Source organism: Streptococcus mitis (genome assembly GCF_000722695.1).
GTDB lineage: Bacteria > Bacillota > Bacilli > Lactobacillales > Streptococcaceae > Streptococcus > Streptococcus mitis_O.
The window spans coordinates 52,479-66,973 of sequence record NZ_JPFU01000013.1 but is presented as its reverse complement, the minus strand read 5'-3'; the positions used below and the strand labels follow the sequence as shown (position 1 = coordinate 66,973).

The 14,495-nt window shown below is 41.5% G+C and carries 12 protein-coding genes; 1 reads left to right on the top strand and 11 read right to left on the bottom strand.

Annotation, left to right across the window (positions count from 1 at the left end):
• Positions 1 to 72 precede the first annotated feature (72 nt).
• The 6 genes from aguB to SK629_RS05625 are packed head-to-tail and all read right to left on the bottom strand — an operon-like array spanning position 73 to position 6,744.
• Entirely contained in the window at positions 73 to 948 is an 876-nt protein-coding gene (aguB, locus tag SK629_RS05650) for an N-carbamoylputrescine amidase (protein ID WP_042900976.1), read from the bottom strand.
• Between the two features lie 9 nt (positions 949 to 957).
• Positions 958 to 2,043 carry an agmatine deiminase gene (gene aguA / locus SK629_RS05645; RefSeq protein WP_042900975.1) on the bottom strand — a complete coding sequence of 362 codons (1,086 nt, stop codon included), beginning with the start codon at positions 2,041 to 2,043 and terminating at the stop codon, positions 958 to 960.
• Positions 2,040 to 3,167 (bottom strand): carboxynorspermidine decarboxylase, encoded by a 1,128-nt coding sequence (gene nspC, locus SK629_RS05640; RefSeq protein ID WP_042900974.1) that lies wholly within the window; start codon positions 3,165 to 3,167, stop codon positions 2,040 to 2,042. The genes aguA and nspC overlap by 4 nt, the downstream gene beginning before the upstream one ends.
• Positions 3,167 to 4,426 carry a saccharopine dehydrogenase family protein gene (locus tag SK629_RS05635; RefSeq protein WP_042900973.1) on the bottom strand — a complete coding sequence of 420 codons (1,260 nt, stop codon included), beginning with the start codon at positions 4,424 to 4,426 and terminating at the stop codon, positions 3,167 to 3,169. Before SK629_RS05635 ends, nspC begins: the two co-directional genes overlap by 1 nt.
• The gene (gene speE / locus SK629_RS05630) at positions 4,423 to 5,283 is read right to left on the bottom strand and encodes a polyamine aminopropyltransferase (RefSeq protein ID WP_042900972.1); all 861 of its coding nucleotides are present in this window, start codon (positions 5,281 to 5,283) and stop codon (positions 4,423 to 4,425) included. Before speE ends, SK629_RS05635 begins: the two co-directional genes overlap by 4 nt.
• Complete coding sequence (locus SK629_RS05625; protein WP_042900971.1) at positions 5,284 to 6,744, bottom strand: aminotransferase class I/II-fold pyridoxal phosphate-dependent enzyme; 1,461 nt, start codon at positions 6,742 to 6,744, stop codon at positions 5,284 to 5,286.
• A gap of 711 nt (positions 6,745 to 7,455) precedes the next feature.
• Here SK629_RS05625 and SK629_RS05615 point away from each other — a divergent pair.
• Positions 7,456 to 8,151 (top strand): VIT1/CCC1 transporter family protein, encoded by a 696-nt coding sequence (locus SK629_RS05615; protein WP_042900969.1) that lies wholly within the window; start codon positions 7,456 to 7,458, stop codon positions 8,149 to 8,151.
• Between the two features lie 239 nt (positions 8,152 to 8,390).
• Here the strand turns inward: SK629_RS05615 and SK629_RS05610 are convergent, their stop codons facing one another.
• The 5 genes from SK629_RS05610 to SK629_RS05590 all read right to left on the bottom strand — a co-directional run bounded on the left by SK629_RS05610 (position 8,391) and on the right by SK629_RS05590 (position 14,408).
• A complete protein-coding gene (locus tag SK629_RS05610; RefSeq protein ID WP_042900968.1) occupies positions 8,391 to 10,379 on the bottom strand; it encodes an ABC transporter permease in 1,989 nt (662 codons plus the stop codon).
• Position 10,380: 1 nt separating this feature from the next.
• A complete protein-coding gene (locus tag SK629_RS05605; protein WP_000173358.1) occupies positions 10,381 to 11,139 on the bottom strand; it encodes an ABC transporter ATP-binding protein in 759 nt (252 codons plus the stop codon).
• Positions 11,140 to 11,511: 372 nt separating this feature from the next.
• Positions 11,512 to 11,784: a PspC domain-containing protein gene (locus tag SK629_RS05600; protein ID WP_042900967.1), complete on the bottom strand. Its 273-nt coding sequence runs from the start codon at positions 11,782 to 11,784 to the stop codon at positions 11,512 to 11,514.
• Positions 11,785 to 11,842: 58 nt separating this feature from the next.
• On the bottom strand, positions 11,843 to 12,292 hold the full coding sequence (locus SK629_RS05595; RefSeq protein WP_042900966.1) for a SprT family protein: 450 nt from the start codon (positions 12,290 to 12,292) through the stop codon (positions 11,843 to 11,845).
• On the bottom strand, positions 12,279 to 14,408 hold the full coding sequence (locus tag SK629_RS05590) for a Tex family protein (RefSeq protein ID WP_042900965.1): 2,130 nt from the start codon (positions 14,406 to 14,408) through the stop codon (positions 12,279 to 12,281). Before SK629_RS05590 ends, SK629_RS05595 begins: the two co-directional genes overlap by 14 nt.
• Between the last annotated feature and the right edge of the window lie 87 nt (positions 14,409 to 14,495).

Sequence of the window (14,495 nt, the reverse complement as noted above, 5' to 3'; positions counted from 1 at the left end):
ACATTTTCACGCATAATTGTACACCTATCTTACATTTTTGTAAGACAGACGTAAATATCCAGAATTTATCTTCTAATCCGTAATTCGTTGATACATTTCTGGTCTTCTATCTCGAAATAAGCCCCAGTTTAGGCGTTCGCTTGCTCCCTTGTCTAGGTCATAAGTAACTAACAGAACAGCTTCACCTTGTCTTTCAGCTCGCTCTAGAATAGCGCCTGTTTCATCCGTCATAAAGGATGAACCGTAGAAGTCAAGACTGGAACTCTGTCCGCCATTTTCCTCACTAGGAGTAACTTCTTCCAAACCATAGCGATTGGCTGCAATGACTGGAACAATATTTGCTGCTGCGTGTCCTTGCATGGTACGTTGCCAGTGACCACAACTGTCCGTATCTAGGATAGGCTCAGAGCCAATAGCAGTTGGATAAAAGAGCAATTCTGCCCCATTTAATGCGAGACAACGGGCTGTTTCAGGGAACCATTGATCCCAACAGATACCGATCCCAATCTTAGCATAGCGAGTATCCCAGACCTTGAAACCAGTGTTACCAGGCGTGAAATAGAATTTTTCTTGATAGTAATGGTCATCTGGTATGTGGGTTTTTCGATAAACGCCCAGCACTTCCCCATCTGCATCAATGACAGCAATAGAGTTATACAAGACATTGCCATCTTTTTCATAGAAACTGATTGGTAAAACAACTTGTAGTTCCTTAGCAATGGTTTTAAAATGCTGAATAGCTGTATTGTCTGTCACCGACTGGGCATGCTGGTAGTAGTCATACTGTCGTTCCTGACAAAAGTATGGACGTTCAAATAATTCGGGTAAAAGAATAATTTGTGCACCTTGTTCTGCAGCCTGACGTACTAAACGATCTGCGGTTTGGATATTTGTTGCCACATCCTTGGCGCATTGCATCTGAATGGCTGCAACTCTTACATTTCTCATCTTTTTCTCCTATTCTGGGATTTGTTGGGTGATACAGTGGATATTGCCACCACCTAAGAGAATATCTCTGGCTGGAATTCCGACAACTTTACGGTCTGGGAAACACTTACTGAGGATATCTAAGGCCACTTGGTCGTTTACATCATCAAACTGTGGAACCAAGACAGCCTTGTTAGCGATATAAAAGTTTACATAGGAAGCCGCTAGTCGTTCACCTGCGTATCGCTCTTCTTCTCCTTCTTCATAGATGTAGCCTGGCAAATCCTCTTCTATCACAACTTGTCGAACTGCAGGGATAGGCAATTTATGAATGGTGAAGTGACGACCTTTTGCATCTGTTTCATTTTCTAAAAGCGCTAAATCAGCTGCTGACATGGCATATTGAGGATCGCTTTTGTCGTCTGTCCAAGCCAAGACAAGCTCTGCAGGGCCAACAAAGGCAGCAACATTGTCAACGTGTTCATTGGTTTCATCCTGATAAATACCATAAGGAAGCCAGATAACTTTTTCAGCACCAAGGCTCTCTAATAAGGTGTTTTCGATTTCCTCTTTACTAAGATAAGGATTGCGACCAGGACTAAGCAAGCAACTTTCAGTCACGAGAATGGTTCCTTGTCCATCGCTATGGATTGCGCCGCCTTCCAATACAAAAGTTTTAGCATCATAAACAGGTATTTCCAAGGCCTCAGCAAAACGACTGGCTACTTGGTCATCGGCTTCATAGTCTTGGTAGAGACCATCAACAGCACCACCCCAAGCATTGAAAGACCAATCGACTGCCAACTTTTCTCTTTTATCATTGACAAGAATAGTCGGACCTGTATCACGGGCCCAGGCGTCATTGGTGGGAATGTCTAGATAAATAACGCTATCTCCAAGGTAGTCTTGGGCTTCAGATAGATAGTCTTGCTCCACCAAGAGATAAACTGTTTCCCCTTCTGCTATAGTCTTGATAATTTGAGTAAATGCTCTTTTGGCAGCTTTTCCTTGAAAGGGCCATGAACCTGGTCGAGTCGGCCATATCATGAGGGTACCATGGTGTGGTTCGTACTCTGCTGGCATACGATAGCCTAATTTTTTGGGACTGTCCATCATGATAATCTCCCTTTAAAATCTTGATAGCCAAAGGCTTTAACTAAACTACAGTCACCTCGCTCGTCCATGAGATAGAGACTTGGCAAGCCAATACCGTTAAATGTATTATTTTTTACAAATGAGTAGATTGCCATGTCCTCAAAATAAAGTCTGTCTCCTATTTGGACTGGATTTTCAAAGCTATAATCACCAATTACATCGCCCGTCAGACAAGTATTGGAAGAAAGTCTGTAGGTATGAGCTTTTTCCTGTGCATCAAAGCCATTTCTCAAAGGTGGACGATAGGGCATCTCAAGTACGTCAGGCATATGGCAGGTCGCAGAGGCATCTAAAACCAAGATTTCCATACCGTTTTCGACAATATCCAATATTTCAGTCGCTAGATAACCCGCATTGAGCGCAATGGCTTCACCAGGCTCGATATAGACTTCAAGATTGTAAGTTTCTCGGATACGTTTGACCTCAGAAATCAGCAAATCCACATCATAGTCTTCTCTTGTGATGTGGTGGCCGCCCCCCATATTGAGCCATTTAACGTGATGTAAGTAGGGACCAAACTGCTCTTCTACTGCTTTCAAAGTTGTCTCTAAATCATCTGCTCCCTGCTCGCAAAGGGTATGAAAATGAAGGCCGTCAACCAAGTCCAGCAAATCACTCGGTATCTTGTCTAGAGTGACTCCAAAACGGGATCCAGGGGCACAAGGGTCGTAGAGCGCGTGGTCACCCTGTGTTGAACATTGAGGATTGAGACGTAAACCAACACTGATACCAGCAGCTCGACAACGCGGACCGTGTTTACGCAATTGTCTATCCGAGTTGAAGACGATATGGTCTGTTATCTCAAGCAATTCCTCCATGTCCTCATCCTTGAAGGCAGGCGCAAAGACATGGACTTCCCCTGGAAATTCTTCCCTTGCTAATTTAGCCTCGTAGAGACCACTTGCAGTTGTACCAGATAGATACTGGCTAATCAAGGGATAGGTTTTGTAGAGGGAATAAGCCTTCTGTGCAAGCAAAACCTTGCAACCTGCTTCTTCCTGAACATATTGTAGAACGCGACAGTTTGCTTCTAACTTGGCCAAGTCAATGACATAAGCTGGTGTTGGTACTTGTTCTAACTTCATCAGTCCACCATTTGTGGATTTTCAACCACAACCCATGGCAAACCATACTCATTCAAAGCTTCCATGAACGGATCTGGATCCAATTCTTCAAGGTTATACACTCCAGCTTGTTTCCAAGTACCGTTCATAACCAATTTTGTTCCAATCATGGCTGGAACTCCTGTCGTGTAAGAAATGGCTTGTGAACCAACTTCTGCGTAACATTCTTGATGGTCGCAGACATTGTAGATGTAGATGGTCTTTTCAACACCATCTTTAACACCTGTAAAGATACAGCCGATATTGGTTTTTCCAACAGTACGTGGACCAAGACTGGCAGGATCTGGAAGCAAGGCTTTTAAGAATTGGATTGGTACAATTTCTTGTCCATTAAAGTTAATAGCATCTGTACGAAGGAGACCAACGTTTTCCAAGCATTTCATATGGGTTAGATAAGATTGACCAAAGGTCATAAAGAAACGAATACGTTTGACTTCTGGAATGTTTTTAGCCAATGATTCAATTTCTTCATGGTGAAGGAGATACATGTCTTTTTGTCCAACCTGAGGAAAATCATACTCGCGCTTGATTGACATAGCTTCCACTTCGACCCATTTCCCATCTTCCCAGTAAGAACCTGGCGCAGAAACCTCGCGTAGATTGATTTCTGGGTTGAAGTTGGTCGCAAATGGATAACCGTGGTCACCACCATTACAGTCTAAAATATCGATATAGTGGATTTCATCAAAATAGTGTTTGAGGGCATATGCTGAAAAAACACTAGTCACACCTGGATCAAAACCAGAACCAAGAAGAGCGGTCAAGCCAGCTTTTTTGAATTTCTCTTGATAAGCCCACTGCCATGAGTAGTCAAAGTAGGCTGTAAAACCAAGTTCCTTGCAGCGTTTTTCGTAGATAGCACGCCATTCAGGGTCTTCTGTATCCTCAGCCTCATAGTTGGCTGTATCGATATAGTGCACACCTGTTGCCAAACAAGCGTCCATAATTGTTAAATCTTGATATGGTAAAGCTACATTCAAAACAGCTTCTGGTTTGTAGCTTTCAATCAAAGCAATCACTTCTTCTACCTTGTCAGCATCAAGAGCCGCTGTCTCAATCTTTGTACTTGTTTTACCTTCTAGCTTCGCTTTCAAGTCATCACATTTTGACTTGGTACGGCTAGCAATCATAATCTCTGTAAAGGTTTCGCTATCTTGACAAATCTTTGAAATAGCAACTTGGGCAACGCCCCCACATCCAATAACTAATAAACGACTCATTTTTTTCCTTCCTCTTCTTCTAAAATGTCCTCAACATACTTGGGCAACATAAAGGCTCCCACGTGTAAGTTTGCAGTGTAGTATTCTGTGAAAAGCTGGCGTTTTTTCCAGCCTTCCTTGTCAAAATCTTTGACAGGGTGGTATTTTTTCGAAGCAAATCCAAACAACCAATAGCCAGCTGGACTGGTTGGGATATGGGCCTGATAAACTCGGCTAATTGGAAAGGCTTGATTGACCTTACGGTGCATGCTTCGGCAAGCTGACTCATCCTCATCAAAGAAGGGACTCCCATGCTGGTATATCATGATGCCGTCCTCTTTCAAGGCCCTATAACTGTTACCGTAAAATTCCTTGGTAAAGAGCCCTTCCGTATGTCCAAATGGATCTGTCGCATCGTTGATGATAATATCATAGTCATCTTCACAGTTTCGCAAAAAGCGTAGCCCATTTTGATAGTAAATGGTAACACGAGGATCATCTAGACCTGCAGCAAAGTCTGGAAAATACTCACGACAAACCTCTACCAACATTTCATCAGGTTCTACAATATCGATTTGTTCCAGCTCAGGATAGAGTGTTAATACTTGGGCAACACCGCCGTCGCCACCCCCTATTACCAAAATTTTCTTGGGATTTGGGTGGACAGCCATGGGAACGTGGACGGTCATTTCGTTGTAGACAAAATCATCCGCATCTGAGAACAAAACATGCCCATTTAAAATCAAAATCTTTCCAAAAGCTGGTGTATCTAAGACTTCGATATCCTGCCATTCACTTTTTCCAGCGTAGAGTTGCTTGGCAGTTCTCAGGGACAATTTCACATCTGGAGTATGAACTTCAGAAAACCATAAATCCATCTAGTTCTCCTTTCTCTTAATGACGTTGATGTGATTGACCTCAGGATCTTCCGTCCCTTGGAGGGAACAACCACGTTCCTTGGCAAATTGGATATAGTCTACAATTTCTCGTGTAATGCGTTCACCAGGAGCCAAGATAGGGATTCCTGGAGGATAGCACATGACAAATTCCCCACAGACATGTCCAACAGATTCGTCTAAAGACAAACTTCTTCTCTCTGAATAGAAGGCTTCCTGAGGAGATAACACCAACTCGGGCTGAATATATTCTCCAGCTATCAAGTCCTTCCCATCTCGTGAATAGAGTCTCTTGATATCAGCCAAAGCGCCGACTAAACGCTCGATGTCTTGGATCCGGTCACCAATCGAAATATAGGCCAAGATATTGCCAATATCACCAAACTCAATCTGAATGTCGTATTCGTCTCGTAGGAGGTCGTAAACCTCGATACCTGTTAAGCCAATACCCTGAGTGTAAACTGACAGCTTGGTTACATCAAAATCACATACCGACACACCATCTATTAACTCTTTTGAGTAGGCGTAATAACCGCCAATAGCATTGATTTCACGGCGAGCATACTCTGATAGTTCAATAACCTTCTCAAAGGATTCTTTACCGCGTAGGGCCAAGTTGCGACGCGAAATATCCAAGCTAGCCATCAACAAATAAGAGGCGGATGTTGACTGGGTAAGATTGATAATCTGACGTACGTATTCAGGATTCATCTGCTCCCCGATTAAAAGAAGCGAACTTTGTGTCAAACTCCCACCAGACTTATGCATGGAAACTGCTGCCATATCAGCCCCTGCGTCCATAGCAGAAATTGGAAGTTTATCAGTAAAATGCAAATGCGCTCCGTGGGCCTCATCTACTAAAACCATCACACCAGCTTCATGAGCCATTTTTGTCAATCCCCTTAGGTCTGAACAGATTCCGTAGTAAGTAGGATTGTTAATCAAAATGGCCTTGGCATCTGGATGGTCCTTTATGGCCTGGGCTACTCGGTCATTTTCAAGACCTAAAGCGATACCAATCTTAGGATCTACACTCATCTCGATATAGATGGGAATGGCACCACATAGAACCAGTGCATTAATAGCAGATTTGTGGACATTTCGTGGCAGAATAATCTTATCTCCTGCCTTGCAGGTTGACAGAATCATAGTCTGCACCGATGAAGTTGTTCCCCCAATCATGAGAAAGGCATGGCTAGCTCCAAAAGCATCTGCAGCCAGCTCCTCTGCATCTCGAATAATCGAAATAGGATGCCCTAAATTATCCAAAGGTTTCATCGAATTGACATCAATGCCTACACATTTTTCTCCTAACAGTTCGACAAGTTCTGGATTTCCCCGTCCACGCTTGTGACCTGGAACATCAAAGGGAACAATCCGTTTCTTGCGTAACTTCACCAAGGCCTCATAAATTGGAGCTTGGTTTTGATCTAACTCTTTCAAGACATACTCCTTTACCGTATTTATAGCGCCTCAAGAAGACGAAGGCGACCAAAGGTTGACTCATGAAAAAAGAGCAGGTTTTCACCTGCTCTGCAATCTTCTGACGTTTTTATGTTTGTTTCTGTTGAGTATGTCTGTTCCAGATGTTTCCAAACTCTCTAGTAGCAAATATTACGTACTTTATTGATCGTTTCACAAGATGACGTGTGCTTTCACCACACTAAAAATTTATGAATTAGGACAAGTATCCTAACATCAACTTATAAAAGTAGGCTTTTAACCCTATCAATAATGTGGTTTTTCAACCACGCTTCGGCATTCAACCCTGCCTGTCCGTAGGCATTTTTTACTCGGGTTTATATTTGCTAGAAAACATCATCTCATTTTCTAAGCTTTATTACTATAACATGTTTTTAAGAACTTGTAAAGCATTTTTTGATAAAAAACAAAAATATGTTCGTAAACTCTTTGGTTTATGTAAAAAATATCAATAATTATTTTCTTGTAAACGATTATAAAGTGAACAAAATGATTTTCATATTTAATTTTAAATTTTTTATGCAATTCTATACTCATTACCCTCGGTGTTTGATTTATCAGAAAAAATGCTGAAATTTCTACATCATTAAAATCGTGCAACTTTTTTCAGATAGTTTTAAAAGATTGATTTCCTTATATTTTTCCTTTATACTGGATAAAAAGGAGAATAATATGTCAGAAACAAATCACGAAATCGATTCAAATTTTGCAGGTCGTTTAAATATCCTGCGTGCGGGCGTTCTTGGTGCCAATGATGGGATTATTTCCATTGCTGGTGTGGTTATCGGGGTTGCCAGTGCCACGACCAATATCTGGATTATCTTTTTATCAGGCTTTGCAGCTATCTTGGCAGGTGCCTTTTCAATGGCTGGTGGAGAATATGTATCTGTTTCAACTCAAAAAGATACTGAGGAAGCAGCCGTTGCGCGTGAGCAAGTCTTGCTAGACCAAGATATGGAACTAGCCAAAAAGTCCCTCTATGCTGCCTATATTCAAAATGGCGAGTGTGAAACATCAGCCCAACTTCTCACCAACAAAGCCTTTTTAAATAATCCTCTCAAGGCTTTAGTAGAGGAAAAATATGGGATTGAGTATGAAGAATTTACCAATCCTTGGCACGCTGCCATTTCTAGCTTCGTTGCCTTTTTCCTTGGAAGTTTACCTCCAATGCTCTCAGTAACCATTTTCCCAAGTGAATACCGCATCCCTGCTACTGTCCTGATTGTAGGAGTTTCACTCTTGGTGACTGGATATACAAGTGCTAAACTTGGAAAAGCCCCAACCAAAACAGCTATGATTCGGAACCTCGCTATTGGTCTCTTAACTATGGGTGTTACCTTTCTGCTAGGACAACTTTTCAGCATTTAATACTCTTCGAAAATCTCTTCAAACTACGTCAGCTTCGCCTTGCCGTATATATGGTTACTGACTTCGTCAGTTCTATCCGCAACCTCAAAACAGTGTTTTGAGCTGACTTCGTCAGTTCTATCTACAACCTCAAAGCAGTGCTTTGAGCAACCTGCGGCTAGCTTCCTAGTTTGCTTTTTGATTTTCATTAAGTATAAAATACAAGAAATACCTCGATTTTGAAGTCGAGGTATCTTTTTTTATATTTGTACAATCTTGCGATAGCTTCTTGAAGTAATCATGAAAATCAACACATAGGCGATGAGGAAGATAGCGCAGATAGACAAGGTCACAGTCAACATCATAGTCGTATCCAGTACACCAATCACTTTTAGAATCAGACTAAGCATATGATAGGCAAAGGCTAGATGTATGAAGGCAAAAAGCAAAGGAAGGAAGAAAACAGTTAAAACCTGTTTGTTAATGGTTTGCTTGATTTGCTTTTGATCTAAACCAACTTTCTGCAAGATAATAAAGCGCTCACGGTCTTCATATCCTTCAGAAATTTGCTTGTAGTAGATGACCAGAACGGTTCCGACCATAAAGATAATGGATAGGAAAATACCAATAAAGAAGACACCGCCAAAGAGGACACTCATTTGAGCACTAGCATCTGCTAGAGTGCTACCATACACATAGTTACCTTCAGTGTTTAATTGAGCATTAAACTTTTGTAAGTATTTTTCATATTCTTCAGCGACTTTGAGTTGCTCTTCTTCACTGATACTTACATTCATACCACCGTAAAACTGATTATAGATAGCCGAATCTGGGAATTGGTCCAAAAAGGCTTGTAAATTAGGTACAACAAGGTAATTGTAATCAGAAGTCAAAATATTAAACTGATTTGGGACATGGTTCACAATGAAATCTTTAGTAAATTCTTCTTTTACAGAAAATTGATGATCGTTTAGAGTTAGAGCTTTCTGTTCTTTAACTCCCTCATTCTTGGCAAAGAGTCCAACCTCATTTCCTGATAGAGAAAGTTTTTGACCAGCCATAGTTTCATAATCTTTTTGGTCAAATACCATAAAAACTGTTTTGACTTGGACACGGTTTTGTCCTTTTTCAAATATGGTTAACTTGCTACCTTCTTGGTTTGCAACACCAAAGTAAGCGTAACGAAGAACTTCTTTTTCTTTGATATTATAACCTTTGTCACTTGCAAACTGGCTCAAGAGTTTGTCCAAATCTTCTTTTTCAACATTTTGTCCAGTAATCCCAAAATCATGCGGATTTAGAACTTTTTTAAAGCTTTCTGAGGCATTGAAAATACTAGTAGCTGCTGACATGGTTACCAAAACCATTGTTGACAAAATTGCGATAGTTGCTAGTCCAACTGCATTTTTCTTCATACGGAAAATCAAGTTGGACACTGAGATAAGGTTATTTGGTTGGTAATAGTATTTCTTATTTTTCTTTAAGATTTGAAGGAAAACGGTAATCCCTGCATTAAACAATAGATAAGTACCAAAGATAACCAGCAAAACAGCTAGGAAAAAAGTTATTAGAGCTGTAAGGGGATCTTTTACAGTAACCGCAAGATAATATCCACCACCTAAACTAATCACACCAAGAATAGTTTGGAGAGATAGGAAACGACCTTTTTTCTCACCGCTAGCTTTCTCACGTGAGAGCTGTAGGGCATTCATACGGGAGATTCGAAGAGCATTCAGGAACATGAGACCTAGGAAAATCAAACCGAAGACAAGAAGTACTGTAATGACAACTTTCATCTGGAAGGTAGCGACCAGCTCAACCTTCAATTTCATCAGTTTGAGCAAGAAAGCAAAGATCAACTTGTCAAACAAGGCTCCAATACCGATACCTGCACCAACGGTTAGAATCCCAAATACCACTAACTCCTTAAAGGTCATACTGATCAGGTGACGTTTCTCCAATCCCAACATGCCATAAATCCCCAGTTCCTTGGAACGGTTCTTCATGACAAAACTATTGGCATAAAGGACAATAATAGCTGACGCAAGGGTGACGACAAACATACCAAATCCAAGTGTTGTTTGGATGGTTTCTCCTCCACGAATTTCTGCAATCTTGGGATTGAAGGTCAGGGAGTAAAAGAGATAGGTGACAGTGACTGCCAAGAGAACAGCCAGCGCAAAAGGATAGTAGAGTTTGCGGTTTTTAATCAAGTTCGATACCGCTAACTTATTGGTTAATCGAAACATACTAATTCACCTCGCTTGCCATGACAGTCAAGGTATCAGAAATTTCTTGGAACATCTGACGCTCTGTTTTCTCTCCACGGTAGATTTGGTTGTAAAGAATGCCGTCTTTGATAAAGAGTACACGTTTAGCTCTGCTAGCTGCTGCTGTGGAGTGGGTTACCATGAGAATGGTTTGACCGCGCTCATTGATTTCATCAAAGACATCAAGTAAGGCTGCAGAGGACTTGGAATCAAGGGCACCTGTTGGCTCGTCCGCAAGGAGAATTTCAGGTTCTGTGATGATGGCGCGAGCTACTGCTACACGCTGTTTCTGACCACCAGAAATCTCATAAGGGTACTTCTCTTGCAATTGGTTGATGCCTAGATTCTCAGCTGTCACCACCAATTTCTTCATCATTTCCGTAATAGGTCTTCTTGACAAGACAAGCGGAAGTAGGATATTGTCTTTAACAGACAGAGTATCTAGTAAGTTAAAATCTTGAAAGACAAAGCCCAACTTTTCACGACGGAAGCTAGAAGCCTGTGAATTTTTAATGGTTGCGGTGTCTGTTCCATTCAGGTAAACCTGACCACGACTTGGTTTATCCAGCATAGCTAGAATATTGAGAAGAGTTGATTTACCAGAACCAGACTCACCCATGATGGCAACGTAGTCACCTTTTTCCACGGTAAAGTGAATATCCTTGAGGGCTTCTACTTGGTTGCCCTGAAAACGAGTTTTATAAATTTTTTGAACGTGTTTTACATCTAAAAGTGTCATGAGAATCTCCTTTCTTAATATCCCATCAAATGAAATGTTGCTTGCATCATAGCGCATCCCAGCTGAACACGCTCGATATCTTTGTGGCTTGGTTTTCTTGTTTTCTTATGTAAGGTTTGTTTCATGATGTTACTCCTTTGTTCTTTATGAGTCTAGTTTACATCAAAAAAAGACCGCTTGCCATAACCTAACCTTACAAAAGAGACTTTAATCTTACATTTTTGTAAGATTGGGGGAAATGTAGATATTTTATCAGAAATATTTTACCATAAAAAGAAGGCAAGAAGAAAACCCTTGCGGATACAAGGGGTCAAAAATTTTAAAATAGATTAGTCGAATTCATAGACTAACAGTAAAATAACTGTTTCTACCTCACCAAAACCATCCGTCATTATCGTCAATGGCTTGGGCTTCTTTGCGTTTACGTGGGCCTGTTCCGTACATTTCTGCTTCGATTTCTTCCTTGGTTGGCATGATAGAAGCTAGGATGATATAGATAATCACGCCAAGTCCAAAGTTTGCGACTGTAAAAATAGCAAATAGAAAACGAACAAGGGTAACATCAAAGTTCCACTTGTCTGACAGACCTGCCAGAACTCCTGAAATCATGCGATTTCGTCTCATTTTATAAAATTTACTGTTCATGATATTTCCTCTTTCTGCTAGGTTAGACATAGTATATCACGGGTAGGGTAGGCTTTCATCAGTCCTCGGGCTGATTTACAAGTAATAACTTTCCTCGACAAACTCCACAGCGATAGCGTTTGGTATCAATCCTACGCTTACGCTGATAAGTTTGCTGGCAGGATTGGCAACGATAGAGCTTGATTGGCTTAGAGTTGCTATTGGGCAAGGAAGGCACAAAGCGTAATCCATCCACTGCTTTCAACAGTTCCTTAAAATCCCGATCCTTGTGTTGATAGCCCTTCCCTTGAAAATAGAGATGATAATGACAGAGTTCATGGCGAACAATTTTCCTAAAAACATCCAAACCCAGTTCATCATAGACCTTGGGATTAAAATCCAAATGCCCATCTTTTGGGAAAAATCGCCCACCTGTCGAACGTAGACGAGAATTCCACTGGGCTTGATGGATAAAAGGTCTTCCGAAGTCTTCTAACGAAACCTGCTTGACATAATCAGTCAGTTTCATTTGGAGCCAGGAGCGACAGATTGACTTTTTCCCGTTCAGTATCAATTTTCTTAACCCAAATAGTTACCAAATCACCGACGGACACCACTTGGCTAGGATGTTTGATAAACTTGCGACTCATGTGCGAAATATGAATCAAACCGTCCTCATGAATCCCGATATCAACGAAGGCACCGAAGTCAACGACATTACGCACTACTCCTTCTAGCTTCTGACCGACAACAAGGTCCTTAATATCTAGGACGTCTTGGCGAAGCACAGGTGCGTCAAAGGAATCACGGAAATCTCGACCTGGTTTGAGAAGGTCGGCAATGATATCTTTAAGAGTTTCTGGACCAAGGTCTAGCTCTTGCGCCATTTCCTTGATTGATAGCGACTTGAGTTTGCCTTGGGCTTCTTCATTCAGGTTCTTGATATTCAAGCGTTTAAAAAGTTCCTTAACGGCAGCGTAATTTTCTGGGTGAACTCCTGTATTATCAAGGATATTGCTACTTTCAGGAATACGGAGGAAACCAGCTGCCTGTTCAAAAGCCTTGGCACCTAGACGAGGAACCTTCTTGATTTGGGCGCGTGAAGTGATTTTTCCTTCTTCCTCACGGTATTTGACAATATTTTCAGAAATGGTTTTATTGAGTCCAGCAACATGGGAAAGCAGAGCTGGGCTGGCAGTATTGATATTGACACCGACTTGGTTGACCACGGTATCCACGACAAAGTCCAGACTTTCAGATAGTTTCTTCTGGCTGACATCGTGCTGGTACTGACCAACACCGATTGACTTAGGATCGATTTTGACCAATTCAGCAAGGGGATCTTGCAAACGACGGGCGATAGAGATGGCAGAGCGTTTTTCAACAGTCAAGTCTGGAAATTCCTGACGTGCAAGTTCACTAGCAGAATAGACCGAAGCACCACTTTCATTGACGATAACATAGCTGACTTCTGGAAAATCTTTCAAAACTTCCGCCACAAAGGCCTCACTTTCACGACTGGCCGTCCCATTTCCGATGGCAATAATTTCCACACTGTATTGACCAATCAAGTCTGCTAAATCTTTCTTGGCTTCTTCGATTTGACGAGTTGATGCTGGTTTAACAGGATAAATAACCTGAGTTGTCAGCATTTTTCCTGTTGCATCCACGACAGCTAGCTTGGCACCTGTACGAAAGGCTGGGTCAAATCCAAGAACCACGCGCCCTTTCAGCGGAGCAACCAAGAGGAGATTACGCAGGTTGTCAGAAAAGAGTTGGATGGCCCCTTCTTCCGCTTTCTCAGTCAATTCTGTCCGAATACGGCGCTCGATAGCAGGCAAGACTTTTTTCTTAACGGATTGCTGAACAACTTCATCAATATAGGCATTTTTTACCTTGAAACGAGCAGCAAAGAAGGCAAGAATACGGTCCGTTGCATGTTCAAAACCGACCTTCAAGATGCCTAGCTTCTCCCCACGATTGAGGGCCAAGGTACGATAGCCCTGCATAGTTCCAACTGTCTCTGAAAAATCATAATAAATCTGAAAAACTTGTTTTTCATCAAGACTTTCATCCTTGACTTGAGAAGTGAGTTTAGAGTGTCTCAGCACCTCCTGATAAGTCATGGAACGCAAGGCCACATCTTCCGATAAGGCTTCAACCAAGATATCAACTGCACCAGCCAAGGCTTCTTTAGCAGTCGCAAATCCTTCACAGACAAACTTCTCAGCTTCTTTCTCTAGGTCAGCTACATTCTGCAAAATCAGGCGAGCAAGAGGAAAGAGTCCAGCTTCACGGGCAATGGTTGCCTTGGTACGACGCTTTTCCTTATAAGGAAGATAGAGTTCTTCAACGTCTGCTAATTTTTCGGCAGCTAAGATAGCTTCTTCCAATTTCTTGGTCAACTTACCTTGCTCTTGAATCTTAGCCAAAACAGCTTCCTTGCGGTCATTGAGATTAGTCAGACTTTTATCCAAGTCGATAATAGCCTTAATCGCCACCTCATCCAGACTACCAGTCATATCCTTGCGATAACGCGCGATGAAGGGAATAGTCGCCCCTTCTGCTGTCAAACTTAGAACGGTATCAATTTGCTTTAAAGTCACTCCCAAATCTTGGGAGATTTTTTCATATTTTTTATCCATGAATCTATTATACCATAAGCTAAACGTTTCAAATTAGCTCTTACAGTATTTAAAAACAATATGTGGAGAATAGATTTATATTTTATA

What these genes read in the sequence shown, in the direction of transcription:
- speE (WP_042900972.1), bottom strand. Translation starts at nt 5,283, where the DNA reads ATGGATTTATGGTTTTCTGAAGTTCATACTCCAGATGTGAAATTGTCC.
- aguA (WP_042900975.1), bottom strand. Translation starts at nt 2,043, where the DNA reads ATGATGGACAGTCCCAAAAAATTAGGCTATCGTATGCCAGCAGAGTAC.
- SK629_RS05600 (WP_042900967.1), bottom strand. Translation starts at nt 11,784, where the DNA reads ATGAACAGTAAATTTTATAAAATGAGACGAAATCGCATGATTTCAGGA.
- SK629_RS05615 (WP_042900969.1), top strand. Translation starts at nt 7,456, where the DNA reads ATGTCAGAAACAAATCACGAAATCGATTCAAATTTTGCAGGTCGTTTA.
- SK629_RS05605 (WP_000173358.1), bottom strand. Translation starts at nt 11,139, where the DNA reads ATGACACTTTTAGATGTAAAACACGTTCAAAAAATTTATAAAACTCGT.
- aguB (WP_042900976.1), bottom strand. Translation starts at nt 948, where the DNA reads ATGAGAAATGTAAGAGTTGCAGCCATTCAGATGCAATGCGCCAAGGAT.
- SK629_RS05595 (WP_042900966.1), bottom strand. Translation starts at nt 12,292, where the DNA reads ATGAAACTGACTGATTATGTCAAGCAGGTTTCGTTAGAAGACTTCGGA.
- SK629_RS05635 (WP_042900973.1), bottom strand. Translation starts at nt 4,426, where the DNA reads ATGAGTCGTTTATTAGTTATTGGATGTGGGGGCGTTGCCCAAGTTGCT.
- SK629_RS05610 (WP_042900968.1), bottom strand. Translation starts at nt 10,379, where the DNA reads ATGTTTCGATTAACCAATAAGTTAGCGGTATCGAACTTGATTAAAAAC.
- SK629_RS05590 (WP_042900965.1), bottom strand. Translation starts at nt 14,408, where the DNA reads ATGGATAAAAAATATGAAAAAATCTCCCAAGATTTGGGAGTGACTTTA.
- nspC (WP_042900974.1), bottom strand. Translation starts at nt 3,167, where the DNA reads ATGAAGTTAGAACAAGTACCAACACCAGCTTATGTCATTGACTTGGCC.